Consider the following 20,754-nt stretch of genomic DNA (forward strand, 5'->3'; position numbering starts at 1 on the left):
ACAGAGCCAAATCCGCGCGAATTGACTGGGCCATGAGCGCACCGCCATCACTCTCCCCGCTGGATGCGCTGCGCCTCGAAACCGCGTCGGCCCAACCGTTGCAGGAGCAGGTCTACCAGCGCATCCGTGAGGCCATCGCCGACGGCCGGCTGGCGCCGGGCGCGCGCCTGCCGTCCACGCGCAGCCTGGCCGCCCAGCTCAATGTCGCACGCGGCACCGTAGACGCGGCTTATGGGCGGCTGGCCGGTGAGGGTTGCATCCTGGGGCGCGGCGCTGCCGGCACCGTGGTGGCGCCCGACCTGAAGCCGGGCAGCCTGATGCAGGGCGCGACGCCTGCCATCGCGCGGGCAGCGGCCTTCACCTTGCCCGACGACTACCTCTGGCCCTTTCGCGGCGGCCTGCCGGCGCTGGACCTGTTCCCACGCACGCTCTGGGCCAGCCTGACGGCCGGCGCGGCACGGCGTCTGGACGCGCAGCGCTTCTGCTACCCCGACCCGCGCGGCCTGCCGGAACTGCGCGCCGCCATCGCGGCCTACCTGCTGGTGTCGCGCGGCATTGCGTGCGACCCCACTCAGGTCTTCGTCACGGCCGGCTACCAGGCCGCGCAGCAACTGGTCGTCGGCCTGGTGGCGCCGCCTGGCACGGAAGTCTGGTTCGAAGATCCCGGCTACCGCTTCGCCCGGCGCGCGCTGGAAGCGGCGCAACTGCAGTTGACCTTCATCCCGGTCGATGCGGCCGGCCTGGACGTGGCCTATGCCCGGCAATACCACCCGGCCGCCCGGCTCGCCGTCGTCACGCCTGGCCACCAGAGCCCGCTGGGCGTGGCGCTGTCACTCCAACGCCGCCAGGCGCTGCTCGACTGGGCCCAGGCCGCCGACGCCTGGGTGCTGGAAGATGACTACGACAGCGAATTCCACTACGTCGGCCGCAAACCGGCAGCACTGAAAAGCGTCGACCGGCGCGACCGGGTGTTCTATGCCGGCAGCTTCAGCAAGACGCTGTTCCCCGGGCTGAGGCTGGGATATCTCGTCGCACCCGCGGCCTGGGTCGAGGCCACGGCCGCCGCCTGCGAACTGTCCCACCGCGGCCATGCCCAACAGGAACAGGCCGCCCTGGCCGCCTTCATGGCCGGTGGCCACTACGCCCGGCACCTGCGCCGCATGCGGCTTCGCTATGCCGAACGCAGCGTGGCGCTGACCCGCGCCCTGCAAGCTGAATTCGGTAACGGCATCGCGCTGGCGGCTCCCGAGGGCGGCCTCACGCTGCTGGCCCGCTTCCCCGGACACGAGCCGGACACCGGCCTGGTCCGGCGCGCCCGCGCTCAGGGCCTGGCGCCGTCCGCGCTGTCTGCCCATGCCGTCCAGCACGAGGCCGGCCAGGGCCTGTTGATCGGCTTCACCAATGTCAGGACCGAACAGGCGGGCGAGGTGGCAGGCCGATTGCGGCAGGCGCTGCGGTCCGGGCCATCTTCTGGCCCATGATTCAACCCATGGGCCAGACACGGATCATCCAAATCCACCCCGACGCGCCGCCCAAGCCCGCGTTCGGCCAGGCTTGCAACGGCTGCGGCGTCTGCTGCCTGGCCGAGCCCTGCCCGCTGGGCGTCGTGCTGAGCCGGCGCCTCAAAGGTGCATGCGTCGCACTGCGCTGGGACGGCGCACGCTATGTGTGCGGCGCACTAGCGGCGCAACCGAGCGGCTTCATCGGGAAGTTGGGCGGCTGGCTGGTGAAGCGCTGGATCGCCGCGGGTGCCGGTTGCGATTGCTCACTAGAACCCGAGGGAAAACCGTAGCCGGCACCCCCGGGGTCGCGGCTAGTATTTTTGGCTTCTGCCGTCCTGCCATTCTCAAGGAAAGCCGCATGAAATCTCTGCTCCGACTCCTGCCCCTGCTGGCCGCACTGACGCTGGGAGTGGCCACTGCCGCCCCACTGCGCTGGGCCGCACAAAACGACATCCTGACGCTGGACCCGCACTCGCAGGACCACAACACCTCCAACGCCATCGGCACGCACATCTACGAGGGGCTGACGCGGTTGGGCAAGGAGTACCGCCCCGAGCCGTCGCTGGCGACCAAGTGGACCTACCTCTCCCAGACCCAGGTGCGCTTCGACCTGCGCAAGGGCGTCAAGTTCCATGACGGCTCGCCCTTCACGGCCGACGACGTCGTCTTCAGCTTCGGCCGCATCACCCAGCCCCAGGGCACCAAGCAGACCTATGTCTCGGGCATCAAGGAGGTCAAGAAGATCGACGACCACACCGTCGACTTCATCCTCGAGGCGCCGACGCCGATGCTGCTGCAGAACATCATCAGCTTCCCCATCATGAGCAAGGTCTGGTCGACCAAGAACAACACGACCAACACCCAGGACTACAAGGCCAAGGAAGAGAACTTCGCGAGCCGCAATGCCAATGGCACCGGGCCCTACAAGCTGGTGAGCTGGCAGCCCGACCAGGCCGTCAAGATGGTGGCCAACAAGGACTGGTGGGACAAGAACCCGGGCAATGTCACCGAGCTGAGCTATCTGCCGATCAAGTCTCCGCCGACGCGCGTGGCGGCCCTGCTGTCGGGCGACGTCGACATCGTCACCGACCTGCCGCCGCAGGACTTCTTCAAGCTCAAGGAAGAAGGCAAGGTCAGGCTGCTGGAAGGCTCGGAGATCCGCACCGTCTTCTTTGTCATGGACGAGGGCAGCGAGGAGTTGCGCGAGTCCAATGTGAAGGGCAAGAACCCCTTCAAGGACAGAAAAGTGCGCGAGGCCATGAACCTGGCCCTGGACCGCGAGGCCATCAAGCGCAGCATCATGCGTGGCCTGTCGGTACCGGCGGCGCTGATGATTGCGCCGGGTGTCAACGGCTATGACGCAGCACTCGATGCACCGCTCAAGCCCGACCTCGACAAGGCCCGCAAGCTGCTCGCCGAGGCCGGCTACCCGCAGGGCTTCGAGGTGCCGCTGCACTGCCCCAACAACCGTTACGTCAACGACGAGCAGGTCTGCCAGGCGGCGGTGTCGATGTGGGCCAAGATCGGCGTCAAGGTGCGCCTCATCGCCCAGCCCTTCTCCACCCACAGCCAGACCTTCCAGCGCGGCGAGTCGCCGTTCTACATGCTGGGCTGGGGCGTCTCCACGTATGACGCCCTCTACGGCATGCAGGCCTGGGGCCACACGCGCACCAACGGCGCGGACGGCAACTTCAACTTCGGCAAGGTCAGCGACGCGACGCTCGATGGCCTGATCCAGAAGATCAAGTTCGAGCCCGACGTGCCCAAGCGCAACGCCCTCATCAAGGAAGCCCTGCTGCGCATCCGCGACGAATACCTCTTCGTGCCCATCCACCACCAGATCCGGCCCTGGGCGATGAAGCCGAGCGTCGAGACCATCCACCGCTCGAACGACTATTTCGAGGCTCGCTACACCACCATCAAGTGAGGGCGCGACATGGCGTTCTCACGGCCCTGGCCTGCGGGCTGTTTGCCGCCCTGTCCGCCAGCGCGGCCCCGCTGCGCTGGGCCGCGCAGAACGACATCCTGACGCTGGATCCGCATTCGCAGAACCACACCACCTCGCTGACCATTGCCGCCCAGGTCTACGAGGGCCTGACGCGGCGGGGCGAGAACTACCAGCCCGAGCCCGCGCTGGCGACGCGCTGGAGCTATGTGTCGCCCACCCAGGTGCGCTTCGAGCTGCGCCGCGGCGTGAAGTTCCACGATGGCAGCCCCTTCACAGCGGATGACGTCGTCTTCAGCTTCGCCCGCATCCGCGAGCCGCAGGGCGCGATGCAGGCCTATGTGTCGGGCATCCGCGAGATCCGCAAGCTGGGCGACTACACGGTCGACCTGATGCTGGAGGCACCGGCACCGCTGCTGCTGCAGAACCTCGTCAACTTCGCCATCCTGAGCCGCGCCTGGGCGGTGCGCAACCACGCCAGCCATGTCGAGGACTTCAAGGCCAAGGAGGAGAACTACGCCTCGCGCAACGCCAACGGCACCGGCCCCTACCGACTCGTCAGCTGGCAGCCCGACCAGGCCGTGCAGATGGTCATCAACAAGGACTGGTGGGACAGCAACAAGGGCAACATCACCGAACTGACCTATCTGCCGATCAAGTCGGCGCCCACGCGCGTGGCGGCACTGCTGTCGGGCGATGTCGACCTCGTCACCGACGTGCCGCCGCAGGACTACCAGCGGCTCAAGACAGACAAGCGCCTCAAGCTGATGGAGGGCGCCGAGGTGCGCACCGTCTTCTTCGCCATGGACCAAAGCAGCGAGGAACTGCGCGATTCCAGCGTCAAGGGCCGCAACCCCTTCAAGGACAAGCGCGTGCGCGAGGCGCTGAACCTTGCTCTGGACCGCGAGGCCATCAAGCGCAGCATCATGCGCGGCCTGTCGGTGCCCGCAGCGCTGATGGTGCCGCCTGGCGTCACCGGCTACGACGCAGCGCTGGATACGCCGCTGAAGCTCGACGCCGACAAGGCCCGCAAGCTGCTGGCCGAGGCTGGCTACCCGCAGGGTTTCGAGTTGCCGCTGCGCTGCCCCAACAACCGCTACGTCAACGACGAGCAGATCTGCCAGGCCGCGGTGGCGATGTGGGCCCGCATCGGCGTGCGGGTGCGGCTCAACGCCCAGCCGATGAGCCTGCACATCCAGGCGCTGGAACGCTATGAGTCGCCGTTCTACCTGATCGGCATTTCCATGCCGACCTACGACGCCCATCAGGGCCTGCAGGCCTGGGGCCACAGCCGCGATGCGCGCGGCAACGGCGGCCAGAACTTCAACCGCCTCGCCGACGCGGCGCTGGACACGTTCGTCGAGCGCATCCAGTTCGAGCCCGACGCGAGCGCCCGCAACGCGCTGATCCGCGAGGCCTTGCTGCGTGTGCGCGACGAGTTCCTCTTCATTCCGGTGCATCATCAGATCCGGCCCTGGGCCATGAAACCCGGCGTCAACACCCTGCACCGCTCGAACGACACCTTCGAGGCCCGCTTCACCACCCTTCCATGAAGCTCATGAAAATCTCCACCCTTTGGGCCGCCGCCTGGCTGGCCACCGCGCTGACCGCCACGGCCGACCCACTGCGCTGGGCGGCCCAGAACGACATCCAGACGCTGGATCCGCATTCGCAGAACCACTCGGCCACGTCCACCATCACCGGCTACGCCTATGAAGGCCTGACCCGCTACACGGAGAAGTTCGACGTCGAGCCGGCACTGGCCGCTAAGTGGACCTTTGTGACGCCCACGCAGGTGCGCTTCGACCTGCGCCGCGGCGTCAAGTTCCATGACGGCACGCCCTTCACGGCGGATGATGTCGTCTTCAGCCTGCAGCGCATCAAGCACCCGGCCAGCAACATGATCATCTATGCCTCCGGCATCAAGGAGGTGAAGAAGATCGACGACCACACGGTGGACTTCATGCTCGAAGGCCCCAACCCCGTGCTGACGCGCAACCTGACCTATGTGCGCATCGTCAGCAAGGCCTGGGCGACCAAGAACCGCTCCGAGAACCCGCAGGACTTCAAGGCCAAGGAGGACACCTATGCCTCCCGCAACGCGATGGGCACGGGGCCGTTCAAGATCACGGCCTGGCAGCCGGACCAGCGCATCAGCATGGTGGCCAACAAGGACTGGTGGGACAAGCCCAAGGGCAATATCTCAGAGCTGACCTATCTGCCCATCAAGTCCGACGCAACCCGCGTGGCCGCCCTGCTGTCTGGCGACCTCGATCTGCTGACCGACCTGCCACCCCAGGACGTCGCCAAGCTCAAGGCCGACCCGCGGCTCAAGGTCATCGACGGGCCCGAGAACCGCACCATCTTCTTCGCGCTGGACCTGGGCAGCGAAGAGATCAAGGGCAGCAACGTGAAGGGCAAGAACCCCTTCAAGGACAAGCGCGTGCGCGAGGCGATGTCACTGGCCATCGACCGCGAGGCCATCAAGCGCAGCCTGATGCGCGGCCTGTCGGTGCCGGCGGCCATCATGGTGGCGCCCGTCGCCTACGGCCACTCGGCCGAGCTGGACACGGTGCAAAAGCCCGACGTGGCGCGCGCCAAGCAGTTGATGACGGAGGCCGGCTATGCCGAAGGCTTCGAGGTGCCGCTTGCCTGCCCCAACGACCGCTACGTCAATGACGAGGAGATCTGCCAGGCGGTGGTGTCGATGTGGACGCGCATCGGCGTGAAGGCCAAGCTGTCGACGCAGCCGATGACCCAGCATTCGGCCGCCATGCAACGCTACGAGTTGCCGCTGTACATGTACGGCTGGGGCGTGACGACGTTCGATGCGCAGTACACGCTGCAGGACATCGTCCACACCAAGACCGGCGGCGCCGACGGCAAGGGCAATTTCTCCAAGGTCAGTGACGCCAAGATCGACGCACTGGTGCAGCAGATGAAGGTCGAGACCGACGTGCCCAAGCGCCTGGCGCTGATGCAAGAAGCCTTGAAGCGCACGCGCGACGAGTTCCTCTTCATCCCCATCCACCACCAGGTGCGCCCCTGGGCCATGAAGGCCGGTCTGACCATCCCGCACTCGGCCAACGATGCCCCGCAAGCCAAATGGGCCACAGTGAAGTGAAGCCCCTCGTCCAAGGAATACCTTGGCCGGTCCCCCGAGGGGACGGCGATGCTTGCCGGTTCGACCGGCAAGCACATCGCCTGGGCGGGCCGGCTAGGGAGCGGCCCGGCGCTCGGCCCGCAAGCAACCCCGGTGGAAGATGACGCTGGGGTGATCAAGCCGCCCATCATCAACTTCTCGACGATCCAGTCCGTCGTCGAGATCACGGCCACCCTGGCCTTCGCGTTGTCCGGCCTGCTGGCCGGCGCGCGCAAGCATCTCGACGTCGTTGGCCTGTGCATAGTCGCGGGCCTGTCGGCCTTTGGCGGCGGCACGCTGCGCGATGTGCTGCTGGACCGCCGGCCCTTCTTCTGGGTCGAGCATGCGGACTGGCTGTGGGCGCTGATGGCACTGTCCTTCGCCGCCATGCTCTTCCTGCGCCGGCGCCACCTGGCGCTGACGGAGAAGGCCATCCAGTGGCCCGATGCACTGGGGCTGGGCCTGTTCACGGCCAACGGCACGCTGGTGGCGCTGGACGCAGGCATGCCGGCCATCGTGGCCGTGCTGATGGGCGTCATCACCGCCGTCTTCGGCGGCGTGCTGCGCGACATCGTCTGCAACGAGATCCCCGCCGCGTTCCACGACCACCGGCCCTATGCGCTGTGCAGCTTTGTCGGCGGCTGGGTGCTCGTCGCGGCCGTGCGGCTGGACGCGCCGCAGTGGGTCGTCATCAGCGCAGCGGCCGCGACAGCGGTGCTGCTGCGCGGCCTGGCCCTGTGGACGGGCTGGACGCTGCCGGCCTGGCGCATCAACGCGAAGCGCTGATAACGACGAGCACTTCACGATGAATGCGCACGCCCTTCAACTCGAAGCCTGCCCTCGCTGCAACTTGGCCACTCGCGTCAGTCACAAACTCTTGCTGATCAACCCAGCCGACGACCACCCCCACGCGTCGCCATCGATCTGGCGGCACGGTTGCGCCTGCGAGGGCTTTTCCGTCGACGACCTGAAGCCCGAATTTGCCCACCAGGGGCCCTTCATCCAAGGCCTGTATTGCGAGACCTGTTCGGTCGGCTACGTTCCCGAGTTCATGGCCGAGCCGGCACCGCCCATGTACAAGGCGGATCCTGAAGGCTGGCGGCGCGTCTTCCCGGACGGCACGCTGGGTCCACTGCTGAATCGCATCGCCGACGACCCTGAGTCGCAGCGCTGATGCTTGCGACTTGAAGCCGCTGCTCCAGCTCCCCAATGCAAGGCGGACACCCTGCGCAGTTGCGCGAGGCGTCCGCCGGATCGGGCTTGAAGCCCGACTCGACCGGTTTACCAGCCGATCGTGTACGTCACCGTCGTCGGTGCCGTCGTGTGCAGCGACGGGCTGAAGTCGCCCACATCGTCGTACGCAAAGCCATAGGCCTTCTTGTTGATGCTGTGGTCATGCCAGAACTTGGCGTACCAGTTGCCCAGCTGGCCGGCCGGGTAGTGCGCGGTCTGCACATACCAGTTGGCCGGCTGCTCCATCACGTGGCGGTTCAGCGCAGCGCAGATCTGGGCCTGGATCTGCAGCTGCGTCCCCGTGTTGGTCGGGTTGCCGCTCGCGTCCGCCAGCAGGCCGGCGCCCAGCAGCACCATGGCCGTGTCGGGCTTGCCGTTGATGTAGAAGGTGCCCGCCGGCGAGCCACCGGTGAAGGTGAAGCGGTCACCGCTGACACGGCCGCGGAAGGTGCCCAGGTTCTGCAGCGTGAAGACCAGGTCTTCGTTGCGGTAGCGGGCCCAGACGGCGTCGATATAGGGCTGCAGGTAGCTGGCGTTGGCCTGGCCGGGTTTGAAGGTGCCGTGGGCCGGGGCCATGATGCGGTAGGGCGAGTACGGCGCCTGCGCGAGTGGCTTGAACTGCGCCGGCACTTCGGCGATGAACTTGCTGAAGAGCTGGTCACGCGTTTCGGCCAGGGCCTCGCCCACGGTCTGGTCGTAGCCGCCAAGGCCTTGCACGCGCAGCTTCAGCGGGAAGCCGAAGTGATCGACACGCGTGGTGTTGATGAAGATGCCCTGGTCCGGCTTGCCCAGCGGGATGATGGCCATCTCGCCGAAGTCGAAGTAGACGTCGATGTTGGGGTCGGTCGGGTTCTCGATGTTGGCGCCGGCATAGCCGATGTTGCCGTTGCCGTCGACGACGACCTTGATGTACATCGGCGAGCCCACCGACATCAGCACGCGGGCCGAGTTCAGCGCCGGGATGGTGATGGAGCGGGTGTTGCTGAGCTTGTGGAAGTAGTTGGTGTACGTCTGACCACCCTTGGTCAGCGCGCCGTTGTCGCTTGTTGCCATGGGGATGAAGTTGCCCGCGGCATCCACGCGCACGAACTTGCCCGTGTCCCAGTCCTTGCCGATGATGGCCCAATAGACCTGGTCATCGGGCCAGCGGCCGGCGGTCTGGTTGACGATGTTGAAGGTGGTGCGGCCGTTCCAACTGCCGGTGTTGGTGCTGGTACCGACGCGGTAGGACGAGGTCAGGTCGTTGAAGCCGCGGTTGACGAGATTGGGCTCGTTGGCCGTCAGCACCAGCGAGCCGCCGCCGTAGCTGACGTCGTTGAACAGCGTGGCCTGGTAGCCGGCCTGCACCTTCACGGACGACACGCGGTCGTTCCAGGCAGCGCCTATCCAGCTCGAATCCGCGCTGGCGCAGAAGCTGTCGCCGGTGTAGTTCACATCGGCGTAGAAGCAGACGGGGCCGGCGGCCGTGCTGGTGCCCACCGTGTAGCTGAACTTGGGCGTGTCGTAGGCCGGCGTGCCGTTGTTGTAGGTGAACCAGTAGCCGATCACGTTGCCGGTGGCGACGGTGACCTTCTGCTCATGGCGGCCATTGGCGGCCGTCATGCGGATGTTCTGCTGCGGGCCGTTGTTGACCGTGTAGTGGGCGTCGACCCAGGTGGTCGACACGTTGGACTTGAACCAGATCGTGGCTGTCGTGCCGCTGACTTCGACACCCTGTGTGTAGTCCTGGGCCAGGGCCGAGGTGGTGCCGAGCAGGCAAAGACCTGAGATAGCCAGCAACCAGCAAACGCCGAGCAGGCGCAAGCAACGCAAAACAAGATTCACCTTTGTCTCCTTGCCCGCTCGTCGTGGGGATCGGCGGATCGTTCGGGGTCCCAACGCTGGGAGGGGCGGCATGGCCCTTCCCTGGCCGGTGTCTCGACTGCGAAGACCTACTGCGCGCCCCGGCATGCAGCCGCTCCCGGGGTCAGGTCGCTATTCAAAAGCGCATTGAAAGCGCTTTCAAATTTGCGTCGCATCCTCCTGGGAGAGGCGAGAAAGCGGTTTCATGGAAAACCCGTGCGCGACGTTTTCATGAGTCGCCCGCTTCTGGGACAGGAAACCCACCAAAGGAAACGGCCGCCCGAGGGCGGCCGTCACATCAGGTGGCAGACCACGGTCAGTGGAACTCGCTCATTCCTTGATCGCCGACAGCACCTGAGCCAGCGCCTGTTTCGCCACGGATTCGCACAGGCTGTTCATGCCCTGGAAGGCATTGGCCGAATAGTCGCTGGCGACGTATTCCTTGCCGCGAAAGCTCAGCCTGGTGGCCAGCTTGTCCTTGCCCGCAAAGATGCCCAGCATGACGCGTGCAGCCGGGGGACGCTGGCGGTATTCCTTGATGACGACCTCGGCACTCTCGGCGGGGGCGACGCTGTACCCCTTGGACGTCGCTTGCGCTTCGTAGGTCTGCTCGATCAGCGGGCCGACCTTGGGGTTCTGCTCGCAGTCGCCGCAGTCCCAACGCACGGCCAAGCGGGGCAGCACCTTGGCGTCACTCGCCGAAGCGGGCCTTGCCGCTGGCTCGGCCGCAGCCGCCACCGGGGCCTCCGTAGGCTGGGGCGGCTGGGGCTCCTGGGCGGCGGCCTGGAGGCTGAACAGGAGGGCGGCGCTGTAGACGAGGATGGCTTTGGGCTTCAAGGGCATCTGCGGATCGATGAAAACGGTTGGGGGCCGCGATGGTAGCGACGAACCTCCGCGCCTGAGCCTAGGGTTGGTGGGCTCCATCCCACCAAGAAGAACGGCCGCCCGCAGGCGGCCGTCGTGGCAAGCCAGGCGCCGCGTCAGTTCAGCGCCAGGCGCGCCCGCGCTGCCGCGTACTCGCGCTTGAGCCGCGCCACCAGCTCCGCAGCCGGCAGCACCTCGCGCACCGCGCCGATGCCCTGGCCGCTGCCCCAGATTTCCTTCCAGGCCTTGGCCGCGCTGCCGCCAAAGTTCATGGCGCTCGGGTCGCTCTCGGGCAGCTTGTCCGGATCCATGCCGGCAGCAATGATGGAGCCGCGCAGGTAGTTGCCATGCACGCCGGTGAAGAGATTGCTGTAGACGATGTCGTCGCTGTTGCTGGCCACGATCATCTGTTTGTAGGCGTCGGTCGCGCGGGCCTCGTCGGTGGCGATGAAGGCCGAGCCGATATAGGCCAGGTCGGCGCCCATGGCCTGGGCGGCCAGGATGGCGTCGCCGGTGGCCATCGAGCCCGACAGCGCCAGCGGGCCGTCGAACCATTCGCGGATCTCGTGGATCAGCGCAAACGGGCTCTTCACGCCAGCATGGCCACCCGCCCCCGCCGCCACCGCGATAAGGCCGTCGGCACCCTTCTCGATGGCCTTCTTCGCGAACTTGTTGTTGATGATGTCGTGCAGCACGATGCCGCCCCAGGCATGCACGGCGTTGTTCACGTCTTCACGCGCACCCAGGCTCGTGATGACGATGGGCACCTTGTATTTGGCGCAGACCTGCATGTCGTGCTCGAGCCGCTCATTGCTCTTGTGCACGATCTGGTTGATGGCAAACGGCGCGGCGGGCTTGTCCGGATTGGCGCGGTTGTAGGCCGCCAGCGTCTCGGTGATCTCGGCCAGCCACTCGTCGAGCAACTCGGCCGGCCGCGCGTTGAGCGCCGGCATGGAGCCGACGATGCCGGCCTTGCACTGCTCGATGACGAGCTTGGGGTTGCTGATGATGAACAGCGGCGAGCCGATGGCGGGCAGCGGCAGGTTCTTCAGGATGGGAGGCAGGGCCAAGTTGGACTCCGTCAGAAAGCTTCGAGGCTGAGTTCCGTCACGCTGTCGGCGCCATCAATGATGGCGGCACGCAGTGAGCTGGTACGCGGCAGGATGTGTTCGGCATAGAAGCGCGCGGTCACGATCTTGGCGGCCATGAATTCCTTGTCAGTCGCCAAGGCGTCTTCCGCCACCATCAAAGCGCGGGCCAGTTGCCAGCCAGCGACGAGGTTGCCCGCCAGCATCAGATAGGGCACCGAGCCGGCATAGGCCGCATTCGGATTGCTCTTGGCCGAGCCGGCGATGAAGTCGACCACGGCGAGGAAATCCTCACGCGAGGCGCGCAGGGCCTTCAGCACAGCGCGAGCGGCGACGCTGTCGCGCTTGGCCAGTTCGCCTTCCGTCACTTCAATCTGGCCGGCCACGGCGCGGGCCAGTTGGCCACCATCGCGCGCCGTCTTGCGGCCCACGAGGTCATTGGCCTGGATGGCCGTCGTGCCTTCGTAGATGGTCAGGATCTTGGCGTCGCGGTAGTACTGCGCCGCACCGGTCTCTTCGATGAAGCCCATGCCGCCATGCACCTGCACGCCCAGCGAAGTGACCTCCAGGCTCATCTCGGTGCTGTAGCCCTTCACCAGCGGCACCATGAAGTCGTAGAAGGCCTGGTTCTGCTTGCGCGCATCCGCGTCGGGATGGTGGTGGGCCGCGTCGAATGCAGCCGCTGCCGTGCTCGCCATCGCGCGACAGCCCTCGGTCAGCGAGCGCATGGTCATCAGCATGCGGCGCACGTCGGGGTGGTGAATGATGGCGGCGCTGCCGGCCACCGAGCCATCCACGGGGCGCGACTGGACGCGGTCCTTCGCATAGGCCGCAGCCTTTTGATAGGCGCGATCGGCCACGGCGATGCCCTGCAGGCCGACGCCGTAGCGGGCCGCATTCATCATGATGAACATGTACTCCAGGCCGCGGTTCTCCTGGCCGATCAGGGTGCCGATGGCGCCGCCGTGATCACCGAACTGCAGCACGGCCGTCGGGCTCGCCTTGATGCCCATCTTGTGCTCGATGGACACGCAGTGCGCGTCGTTGCGGGCACCCAGCGAGCCGTCCGCATTGACGAGGAGCTTGGGCACGAGGAAGAGGCTGATGCCCTTCACGCCCTCGGGCGCGCCCACCACACGCGCCAGCACGAGGTGGACGATGTTCTCGGCCATGTCGTGCTCACCGTAGGTGATGAAAATCTTGGTGCCGAAGACCTTGTAGGTGCCGTCACCCTGGGGCTCGGCGCGCGTGCGCACCAGAGCCAGGTCGGAACCGGCCTGCGGCTCGGTCAGGTTCATCGTGCCGGTCCACGAGCCGTCCAGCAGCTTGGGGATGTAGACCGAGCGTTGCTCGTCGCTGCCCGCGGTCAGCAGCGCCTCGACGGCGCCGTCGGTCAGCAGCGGGCACAGCGCGAAGCTCATGTTGGCCGACTGCAGCATCTCGTTGCAGGCCGCCGCGATCGTCTTCGGCGCGCCCTGGCCGCCGAACTCGGTCGGGTGGACCAGGCCTTGCCAGCCACCCTCGGCGTAGGCGCGGAAGGCCTGCTTGAAGCCGGGTGTCGTCGTGACCACGCCGTCCTTCCAGCTCGACGGGTTCTTGTCGCCCTCGAAGTTCAGCGGCGCGATGACGTCCTGCGTCAGCTTGGCGCACTCTTCCAGCACGGCGGCGGCGGTGTCCAGGCCGAAGTCCTCGAAGGCAGGGACTTGTTTCGTTAGGGTTTCCAGACCGGCGAGGTGCTGGATGTTGAAGAGCATGTCCTTGACGGGGGCGCGGTAACTCATTGGTTACTCCTGAAAGAGGCAAAAAGGGCGCCGCGACAGACGAAGTCGGGGCGCCCGGAGTGCGGTGGCGCGTGGGTTTACAGCGCGGCGACGAGTTCCGGCACGGCCGTGAACAGGTCGGCCTCCAGGCCGTAGTCGGCCACCGAGAAGATCGGTGCTTCCGGATCCTTGTTGATCGCGACGATGACCTTGGAATCCTTCATGCCGGCCAGATGCTGGATGGCACCCGAGATGCCGCAGGCAACATAGAGCTGCGGCGCGACGATCTTGCCGGTCTGGCCGACCTGCCAGTCGTTGGGCGCATAGCCGGCGTCGACGGCGGCGCGCGAAGCGCCGAGGGCCGCGCCGAGCTTGTCAGCCAGCGGGGTCAGCACTTCCATGAACTTGTCGTTCGAGCCCAGCGCGCGGCCACCTGACACGATGATCTTGGCGGCGGTCAGCTCGGGGCGGTCGCTCTTGGTCACCTCACGGCCGACAAAGCTGCTCTTGCCGCTGTCGGCGGCGGCGGCCACGGTTTCGACGGCAGCCGAACCACCGGATGCAGCGGCCGGGTCGAAGCCCGTCGTGCGAACGGTCAGCACCTTGGTCGCATCGCTGCTCTGCACGGTGGCGATGGCGTTGCCGGCGTAGATCGGGCGCTCGAAGGTGTCGGCACTGATGACCTTGGTCACGTCGCTCAGCTGGGCCACGTCCAACAGCGCGGCGACGCGCGGCGCGACGTTCTTGCCGGCAGCGGTGGCGGGGAACAGCAGGTGGCTGTAACCCGAGGCCAGCGCGATGACTTGCGCGGCGACGTTCTCGGCCAGGCCTTCGGCCAGGGCGGCGGAATCGGCATGCAGCACCTTGGTGACGCCGGCGATCTGCGCGGCAGCGGCGGCGGCGGCGGCGGCGTTGTGGCCTGCCACCAGCACATGCACTTCACCGCCGGTGGCGACCGCAGCAGTGACGGTATTCAGCGTGGCGCCCTTGATGTGGGCGTTGTCGTGTTCGGCAATAACCAGGGCAGTCATCAGATCACCTTCGCTTCGTTCTTCAGTTTGTTCACCAGGGCAGCCACGTCAGCCACCTTCACGCCAGCGCCACGCTTTGGCGGCTCGCTGACCTTGAGCGTCTTGATGCGCGGCGTCACGTCCACACCCAGGTCGGCCGGCTTGACGATGTCAAGCTGCTTCTTCTTGGCCTTCATGATGTTGGGCAGCGTCACGTAACGCGGCTCGTTCAGGCGCAGGTCGGTCGTGATGACGGCCGGCAGGGTCAGTGACACGGTCTCGAGGCCGCCGTCGACTTCGCGCGTGACGGAGACCTTGTCGCCCGCCACCTCCACCTTGGACGCGAAAGTGCCTTGCGGCATGCCGGTCAGCGCGGCCAGCATCTGGCCGGTCTGGTTGCAATCATCATCGATGGCCTGCTTGCCCAGGATGACCAGGCTCGGGCCCTCCTTGTCGACCAGCGCTTTCAGCAGCTTGGCGACGGCCAGCGGCTGCAGTTCGAGGTCGGCGGGCACTTCCACCAGGATGGCGCGGTCGGCGCCGATGGCCATGGCCGTGCGCAGCGTCTCCTGGCACTGCGTGACGCCGCAGGACACGGCGATCACCTCGGTGATGACGCCCTTCTCCTTCAGGCGCACGGCCTCTTCGACGGCGATCTCGTCGAAGGGATTCATCGACATCTTCACATTGGCAATGTCGACGCCCGTGCCGTCGCTCTTGACGCGCACCTTGACGTTGTAGTCGACGACGCGTTTGACAGGAACCAAGACCTTCATCGAAAACTCCAGCTCGAATTGACGTAAACGTTAACCAGATTCTACGGGCGCTCTTCGGGAGAGCTGCGCTTAAAAAAGCACGATCGTTCGATTCTAGCCAGACGCCGGACAGCGCTGGGGGAACTCTTTTTGGGGAGGCCTCTCGAATCGCGAAGCTAGACTGCTCGCGCCCATGCAGATCGATCCCTCCCCGAGCCGAGAAATCGGCATCTTCGACTCCGGTGTCGGCGGCTTCACGGTGTTGCACGAACTGCGCCAGCTGCTGCCCGGTGTGCGCCTGCGCTACCTCGCCGATACGGCCTATGCCCCCTACGGTGCTCGCACGCCCGAAGACATCCAACAGCGCAGCTTGGTCATCGCCGAACATCTGATCGCCAGCGGCGCCGAGCTCATCGTCGTTGCCTGCAACACGGCCACGGCGCACGCCATCGAGGCGCTGCGCGCGCGTTGGCCCACCCTTCCCTTCGTGGGCACCGAGCCAGGCATCAAACCCGCGGTTGCGGCGACGCGCAATGGTCGGATCGGCCTGCTGGCCACGCCGGCCACGGCAACAAGCGCTCGGCTGCTTGCGCTGGTCGAGCGGCACGCCGGTGCGCACGAAGTCGTCGTGCAGGGCTGCCCCGGCGTCGTCGACCGCATCGAAGCTGGTGACCTCGCCAGCGCTGAGCTACGCGCCCTCGTCGAGCACTACTGCGCGCCGCTGCGCGCTGCCGGCGTGGACACGGCGCTGCTGGGGTGCACGCACTATCCGCTGATCGAGCCGCTGTGGCAGGCGGCGCTCGGTCCATCCGTCAAATTGCTACGCATCGAGACCGCCGTCGCGCGACGTGCGGCCGATCTCTGGGGAGCCAGCACGGGAGAGCCGTCCCTCGCCGTCGAAACGAGTGGGAACCCCGCGGCGCTGCGCGCGTGGCTCGCGCAGGTGCTGGGCTGGAAAGACATAGCCGTTCAGGCGTGGCAGCCGGAAAGCAAAAACGGCCAGCACGCGCTGACCGTTTGAAGGCTTGGTGCCCGGGACGGGACTCGAACCCGTACTTCCGTTTCCAGAAGGCGGATTTTAAGTCCGCTGCGTCTACCGATTTCGCCACCCGGGCGGCGAGCGGAATTATCCGGGCCGCAGAAAAGATCAGGCGCTTTGCGCGTTGCCTCACGGAGTACCGTTAGATGCAGCCAACAAACCCCTGCGTGTCAGAGGCTGCGCGCAAAGTGCCAAAGAAAACGGGAGATCCGACTGATCGAATCTCCCGTGAATTGGAGCGGGTAACGAGGCTCGAACTCGTGACCTCAACCTTGGCAAGGTTGCGCTCTACCAACTGAGCTACACCCGCGCATTTCATTCGGCCTTGCAGCTGAACATCGGTGCGACCGATTTTTTGGAGCGGGTAACGAGGCTCGAACTCGTGACCTCAACCTTGGCAAGGTTGCGCTCTACCAACTGAGCTACACCCGCATGGTGCTTTTTTGGAGGCGCGATCCGGAGTCGAACCGGACTAACCGGATTTGCAATCCGGGGCATAACCGCTTTGCTATCGCGCCGCCGTAAACCCAAGCCAGAGTCGTTTGGTGCGACCCTGACGGAAAAGGGAAGCCTGGGCTTCCCTTTCGGAAAATCTTGGAGCGGGATAAGAGGCTCGAACTCTCGACCTATACCTTGGCAAGGTATCGCTCTACCAACTGAGCTAATCCCGCTTTGTTTCCTTCATTTCTCTAGTCAGTCAGCTATGCAGCTGCCTATCTAGCGAAGCTGGCATTGTAATCCAATTTTTGGTCGGATGACAAGCCAGTCGCACTCAGTGCGGCACCACCGTGCTCTTGGCCGCGGCCTCTTCCGGCTTGGCGGCGGCAACGGCCACCTCTTCGTCGGGCAACGGCGTTGGCATGGCTTCCAGGGCGACTTCGAGTACGCGTTCGATCCATCGGACCGGCACGATCTCGAGCTGGTTCTTCACGTTTTCGGGGATGTCCTGCAGGTCCTTGACGTTGTCTTCCGGAATCATCACGGTCTTGATACCACCACGGTGAGCGGCGAGCAGCTTTTCTTTCAGGCCACCGATGGCGGTGACTTCGCCGCGCAATGTGATTTCGCCAGTCATCGCGACATCGGCACGCACCGGGATGCCGGTCAGTGCAGACACGAAGGCAGTGGTCATCGCGGCACCCGCGCTCGGGCCGTCCTTGGGCGTTGCGCCGTCGGGCACGTGGACGTGCACGTCGCGCTTCTCGAAGACCTCGTCCTTGATGCCCAGGCGACGGGCGCGCGAACGCACCACCGTGCGAGCAGCCTCGACGGACTCCTTCATCACGTCACCCAGCGAACCGGTGCGGATGATGTTGCCCTTGCCGGGCATCGCGGTGGCTTCGATGGTCAGCAGATCGCCGCCCACTTCGGTCCACGCGAGACCGACCACCTGGCCGACCTGGTTCTTCTTCTCGGCACGACCGAAGTCGTACTTGCGCACACCGAGGAAGTCGTTGAGGTTGTCCTCAGTGACGGTGACCTTGCCTTCGTAGGTCTTGAGCTGGATGCCCTTGACCACCTTGCGGCAGATCTTGGACATCTCGCGTTCAAGCGAACGCACACCGGCTTCACGCGTGTAGTAGCGGATGATCCCGCGCACGGCGGACTCGGTGACATCCAACTCCTCGTCCAGCACGCCGTTGTTCTTGCGTTGCTTGGGCAGCAGGTAGGTCTGCGCGATGTTGACCTTCTCGTCCTCGGTGTAACCCGACAGGCGGATGACTTCCATGCGGTCCAGCAGGGCCGGCGGGATGTTCATCGAGTTGGACGTGGCCACGAACATCACATCGGACAGGTCGAAATCGACCTCGATGTAGTGGTCGCCGAAGGTGTGGTTCTGCTCCGGGTCCAGGACTTCCAGCAGCGCCGAGGACGGATCGCCGCGGAAGTCCATGCCCAGCTTGTCGATCTCGTCGAGCAGGAACAGCGGATTGCGCGTGCCAACCTTGGTCAGCGACTGCAGCACCTTGCCCGGCATGGAGCCGATGTAGGTGCGACGGTGGCCGCGGATCTCGGCTTCATCGCGCACGCCGCCCAGCGCCATGCGGATGAATTTGCGGCCGGTGGCGCGTGCCACGCTCTGGCCGAGCGAGGTCTTGCCGACGCCCGGAGGGCCGACCAGGCACAAGATGGGCGCCTTGACCTTCTCGACGCGCTGCTGCACCGCGAGATATTCAAGGATGCGGTCCTTGACCTTCTCAAGGCCGTAGTGGTCTTCGTTGAGCACGTCCTCGGCGTTCTTGAGGTCGTGCTTGATCTTGGTCTTCTTGCTCCAGGGCAGGTTGACCAGCGTGTCGATGTAGTTGCGCACCACCGTCGCTTCGGCGGACATGGGCGACATCAGCTTGAGCTTCTTCAGCTCGGCGTCGGCCTTCTTGCGCGCTTCCTTGGGCATGCGGGCCGCGAGGATCTTCTTCTCGAGCTCCTCCATGTCGGCGCCTTCTTCGCCGTCGCCGAGCTCCTTCTGGATGGCCTTGACCTGCTCGTTCAGGTAGTACTCGCGCTGGCTCTTCTCCATCTGGCGCTTGACGCGGCCACGGATGCGCTTTTCGACCTGCAGGATGTCAACCTCGTGCTCGAGCAGGTCGAGCAGCTTTTCCAGGCGCTTGGCCACTTCGGCCAGGTCCAGCACGGCCTGCTTGGCATCAAGCTTGAGCGGCAGGTGGGCGGCGATGGTGTCGGCCAGGCGACCCGGATCGTCGATGCCGCCGATGGACGTGAGGATCTCGGGCGGGATCTTCTTGTTGAGCTTGACGTACTGGTCGAACTGCTGAGTGACGGCGCGGCGCAGGGCCTCGACTTCAGGCGCATGCTCGGTCTCGGGCGGAATGGGCGTGACTTCAGCAACGAAGTGCTCACCCGGCTCGGTGATGGACAGGGTCGTAGCGCGCTGCAGGCCTTCGACCAGCACCTTCACGGTGCCATCGGGCAGCTTGAGCATCTGCAGGATGCTGGAGACGCAGCCGACCTCGAACATGTCTTCGGGCTTGGGCTCGTCCTTGCCGGCGGCCTTCTGGGCCACGAGCATGATCTGGCGGCCCGCTTCCATCGCGGCTTCCAGCGCCTTGATGGACTTGGGCCGGCCCACGAACAGCGGGATGACCATGTGCGGGAAGACGACGACATCGCGCAGCGGCAGCAGCGGCAGCGTGATGGGGTCGGCGGGGAGGATGGGATGTCCGGACATGAAGACCTCTCTTTCTCAGGTCGATGTGCGGCCTGAGGGGGCGATTGCAAGTTGAGGGCTTAGTAGGGGCTCAGGCGCTGGCCTTTTGCTCGCGGTAGACCAGCAAGGGACGTGCCGACGTGTCCTCGATGTTGTGCTCGTCGAGCACAACCTTTTCGACGCCATCGAGCGCGGGCAGGTCAAACATGGTGTCGATCAGCGACTGCTCCATGATGGAACGCAGGCCGCGGGCGCCGGTCTTGCGGGCAAGGGCCTTGCGAGCAATGGCAACAAGCGCCGGCTTGCGGATTTCGAGTTCGACACCGTCCATCTGGAACAGCTGCTGGTATTGCTTGAGCAGCGCGTTCTTGGGCTCGGTCAGGATCTGCACCAGGGCGTCTTCGGTCAGCTCGCCAAGTGTGGCGACCACGGGTAGGCGGCCGACCAGTTCGGGGATGAGGCCGAACTTGATGATGTCCTCGGGCTCGCACTCGCGGAACACCTCAGAAACACGGCGTTCGCTCTTGCTCTTCACCGTCGCGCCGAAGCCGATGCCGGACTTCTCGCTGCGGTTCTGGATGACCTTCTCCAGGCCGTCGAAAGCACCGCCGCAGATGAACAGGATGTTGGTCGTGTCGATCTGCAGGAAGTCCTGGTTCGGGTGCTTGCGGCCACCTTGCGGCGGCACCGAAGCCATCGTGCCTTCGACGAGCTTGAGCAGCGCCTGCTGCACGCCTTCGCCGGAGACGTCCCGCGTGATGGAAGGGTTATCGGCCTTGCGCGAGATCTTGTCGATCTCGTCGATGTAGACGATGCCGCGCTGCGCCCGCTCGACGTCGTAATTGCAGTTCTGCAACAGCTTCTGGATGATGTTCTCGACGTCCTCGCCGACGTAACCGGCCTCGGTCAGCGTCGTCGCATCGGCGATCACGAAGGGCACGTTCAGGAGGCGCGCCAACGTCTGCGCCAACAGCGTCTTGCCGGAGCCCGTGGGGCCGATCAGCAGGATGTTGCTCTTGGACAGCTCGACCGAATCCTTGGTCGACGCCATGTGGCGCAGGCGCTTGTAATGGTTGTAGACGGCCACGGCGAGGGTGCGCTTGGCGACGTCCTGGCCGATGACGTACTGGTCGAGGCTGGACTTGATCTCGCTCGGCACGGGCAGGTCGGACTTGCCAGCACGGGCAGCGGGGGCCGGCGCCGGGATCTCGTCACGGACGATGTCGTTGCACAGCTCGATGCATTCGTCGCAGATGAAGACCGACGGACCGGCGATCAGCTTCTTGACTTCATGCTGGCTCTTGCCACAGAACGAGCAGTACAAAACTTTTTCGCTGGAGGTGCCTTTTTTGTCGGCCATGGGTCTGCTCGGGGATGCCAGTGGACAGGCGGGTGCCTGAAATGATGA

The 20,754-nt window shown here is 65.5% G+C and carries 16 protein-coding genes and 5 tRNA genes; 8 read left to right on the forward strand and 13 right to left on the reverse strand.

Annotated features, from left to right (window positions below):
- Positions 1–32: 32 nt before the first annotated feature.
- The 7 genes from ASC91_RS15415 (at position 33) to ASC91_RS15445 (ending at position 7,763) form a co-directional block, all read left to right on the forward strand.
- A complete protein-coding gene (locus ASC91_RS15415) occupies positions 33–1,481 on the forward strand; it encodes a PLP-dependent aminotransferase family protein (RefSeq protein WP_056198216.1) in 1,449 nt (482 codons plus the stop codon).
- 8 nt (positions 1,482–1,489) lie between these two features.
- Positions 1,490–1,792, forward strand: coding sequence for a hypothetical protein (locus tag ASC91_RS15420; RefSeq protein ID WP_157281759.1), 303 nt, complete (start codon positions 1,490–1,492; stop codon positions 1,790–1,792).
- Positions 1,793–1,860: 68 nt separating this feature from the next.
- On the forward strand, positions 1,861–3,429 hold the full coding sequence (locus tag ASC91_RS15425) for an ABC transporter substrate-binding protein (RefSeq protein ID WP_157281650.1): 1,569 nt from the start codon (positions 1,861–1,863) through the stop codon (positions 3,427–3,429).
- A complete protein-coding gene (locus ASC91_RS15430; RefSeq protein WP_056198220.1) occupies positions 3,426–5,000 on the forward strand; it encodes an ABC transporter substrate-binding protein in 1,575 nt (524 codons plus the stop codon). The genes ASC91_RS15425 and ASC91_RS15430 overlap by 4 nt, the downstream gene beginning before the upstream one ends.
- Before the next feature lie 5 nt (positions 5,001–5,005).
- Entirely contained in the window at positions 5,006–6,571 is a 1,566-nt protein-coding gene (locus ASC91_RS15435; protein WP_235531998.1) for an ABC transporter substrate-binding protein, read from the forward strand.
- Positions 6,572–6,619: 48 nt separating this feature from the next.
- Entirely contained in the window at positions 6,620–7,375 is a 756-nt protein-coding gene (locus tag ASC91_RS15440; RefSeq protein ID WP_082532705.1) for a trimeric intracellular cation channel family protein, read from the forward strand.
- A gap of 91 nt (positions 7,376–7,466) precedes the next feature.
- Complete coding sequence (locus ASC91_RS15445; protein WP_056198224.1) at positions 7,467–7,763, forward strand: hypothetical protein; 297 nt, start codon at positions 7,467–7,469, stop codon at positions 7,761–7,763.
- 107 nt (positions 7,764–7,870) lie between these two features.
- Here the strand turns inward: ASC91_RS15445 and ASC91_RS15450 are convergent, their stop codons facing one another.
- The 6 genes from ASC91_RS15450 to ASC91_RS15475 all read right to left on the reverse strand — a co-directional run bounded on the left by ASC91_RS15450 (position 7,871) and on the right by ASC91_RS15475 (position 15,162).
- Positions 7,871–9,646 (reverse strand): beta-1,3-glucanase family protein, encoded by a 1,776-nt coding sequence (locus ASC91_RS15450; RefSeq protein ID WP_162247799.1) that lies wholly within the window; start codon positions 9,644–9,646, stop codon positions 7,871–7,873.
- A 348-nt stretch (positions 9,647–9,994) separates the two neighbouring features.
- Positions 9,995–10,501, reverse strand: coding sequence for a hypothetical protein (locus ASC91_RS15455; RefSeq protein WP_157281652.1), 507 nt, complete (start codon positions 10,499–10,501; stop codon positions 9,995–9,997).
- Between the two features lie 143 nt (positions 10,502–10,644).
- Positions 10,645–11,598, reverse strand: coding sequence for a nitronate monooxygenase family protein (locus ASC91_RS15460; protein ID WP_056198230.1), 954 nt, complete (start codon positions 11,596–11,598; stop codon positions 10,645–10,647).
- Positions 11,599–11,609: 11 nt separating this feature from the next.
- On the reverse strand, positions 11,610–13,397 hold the full coding sequence (locus ASC91_RS15465) for an acyl-CoA dehydrogenase (RefSeq protein ID WP_056198232.1): 1,788 nt from the start codon (positions 13,395–13,397) through the stop codon (positions 11,610–11,612).
- Positions 13,398–13,474: 77 nt separating this feature from the next.
- On the reverse strand, positions 13,475–14,407 hold the full coding sequence (locus ASC91_RS15470) for an electron transfer flavoprotein subunit alpha/FixB family protein (RefSeq protein ID WP_056198234.1): 933 nt from the start codon (positions 14,405–14,407) through the stop codon (positions 13,475–13,477).
- Positions 14,407–15,162: an electron transfer flavoprotein subunit beta/FixA family protein gene (locus tag ASC91_RS15475; RefSeq protein ID WP_056198235.1), complete on the reverse strand. Its 756-nt coding sequence runs from the start codon at positions 15,160–15,162 to the stop codon at positions 14,407–14,409. The genes ASC91_RS15470 and ASC91_RS15475 overlap by 1 nt, the downstream gene beginning before the upstream one ends.
- A gap of 172 nt (positions 15,163–15,334) precedes the next feature.
- On the opposite strand from ASC91_RS15475, the gene murI reads away from it, so the two are divergent.
- Positions 15,335–16,162 (forward strand): glutamate racemase, encoded by an 828-nt coding sequence (murI, locus tag ASC91_RS15480; protein ID WP_056198236.1) that lies wholly within the window; start codon positions 15,335–15,337, stop codon positions 16,160–16,162.
- A 5-nt stretch (positions 16,163–16,167) separates the two neighbouring features.
- Here the strand turns inward: murI and ASC91_RS15485 are convergent.
- From ASC91_RS15485 to clpX, 7 genes are all read right to left on the reverse strand, one after another.
- Positions 16,168–16,256 (reverse strand) — tRNA-Leu (locus tag ASC91_RS15485).
- Between the two features lie 158 nt (positions 16,257–16,414).
- Positions 16,415–16,490: transfer RNA gene (locus tag ASC91_RS15490), tRNA-Gly, on the reverse strand.
- Positions 16,491–16,536: 46 nt separating this feature from the next.
- Positions 16,537–16,612: transfer RNA gene (locus ASC91_RS15495), tRNA-Gly, on the reverse strand.
- Positions 16,613–16,624: 12 nt separating this feature from the next.
- Positions 16,625–16,698: transfer RNA gene (locus ASC91_RS15500), tRNA-Cys, on the reverse strand.
- A gap of 77 nt (positions 16,699–16,775) precedes the next feature.
- A tRNA-Gly gene (locus ASC91_RS15505) sits at positions 16,776–16,851 on the reverse strand.
- A gap of 101 nt (positions 16,852–16,952) precedes the next feature.
- On the reverse strand, positions 16,953–19,367 hold the full coding sequence (gene lon, locus ASC91_RS15510; protein ID WP_056198238.1) for an endopeptidase La: 2,415 nt from the start codon (positions 19,365–19,367) through the stop codon (positions 16,953–16,955).
- A gap of 70 nt (positions 19,368–19,437) precedes the next feature.
- Positions 19,438–20,706, reverse strand: coding sequence for an ATP-dependent Clp protease ATP-binding subunit ClpX (gene clpX, locus ASC91_RS15515; RefSeq protein ID WP_056198240.1), 1,269 nt, complete (start codon positions 20,704–20,706; stop codon positions 19,438–19,440).
- Between the last annotated feature and the right edge of the window lie 48 nt (positions 20,707–20,754).

It is taken from the genome of Pelomonas sp. Root1237, from assembly GCF_001425055.1.
Taxonomy (GTDB): Bacteria; Pseudomonadota; Gammaproteobacteria; order Burkholderiales; family Burkholderiaceae_C; genus Pelomonas.

What these genes read in the sequence shown, in the direction of transcription:
- ASC91_RS15415 (WP_056198216.1), top strand. Translation starts at nt 33, where the DNA reads ATGAGCGCACCGCCATCACTCTCCCCGCTGGATGCGCTGCGCCTCGAA.
- ASC91_RS15420 (WP_157281759.1), top strand. Translation starts at nt 1,490, where the DNA reads ATGGGCCAGACACGGATCATCCAAATCCACCCCGACGCGCCGCCCAAG.
- ASC91_RS15425 (WP_157281650.1), top strand. Translation starts at nt 1,861, where the DNA reads ATGAAATCTCTGCTCCGACTCCTGCCCCTGCTGGCCGCACTGACGCTG.
- ASC91_RS15435 (WP_235531998.1), top strand. Translation starts at nt 5,006, where the DNA reads ATGAAAATCTCCACCCTTTGGGCCGCCGCCTGGCTGGCCACCGCGCTG.
- ASC91_RS15440 (WP_082532705.1), top strand. Translation starts at nt 6,620, where the DNA reads ATGCTTGCCGGTTCGACCGGCAAGCACATCGCCTGGGCGGGCCGGCTA.
- ASC91_RS15465 (WP_056198232.1), bottom strand. Translation starts at nt 13,397, where the DNA reads ATGAGTTACCGCGCCCCCGTCAAGGACATGCTCTTCAACATCCAGCAC.
- ASC91_RS15470 (WP_056198234.1), bottom strand. Translation starts at nt 14,407, where the DNA reads ATGACTGCCCTGGTTATTGCCGAACACGACAACGCCCACATCAAGGGC.
- ASC91_RS15475 (WP_056198235.1), bottom strand. Translation starts at nt 15,162, where the DNA reads ATGAAGGTCTTGGTTCCTGTCAAACGCGTCGTCGACTACAACGTCAAG.
- murI (WP_056198236.1), top strand. Translation starts at nt 15,335, where the DNA reads ATGCAGATCGATCCCTCCCCGAGCCGAGAAATCGGCATCTTCGACTCC.
- lon (WP_056198238.1), bottom strand. Translation starts at nt 19,367, where the DNA reads ATGTCCGGACATCCCATCCTCCCCGCCGACCCCATCACGCTGCCGCTG.
- clpX (WP_056198240.1), bottom strand. Translation starts at nt 20,706, where the DNA reads ATGGCCGACAAAAAAGGCACCTCCAGCGAAAAAGTTTTGTACTGCTCG.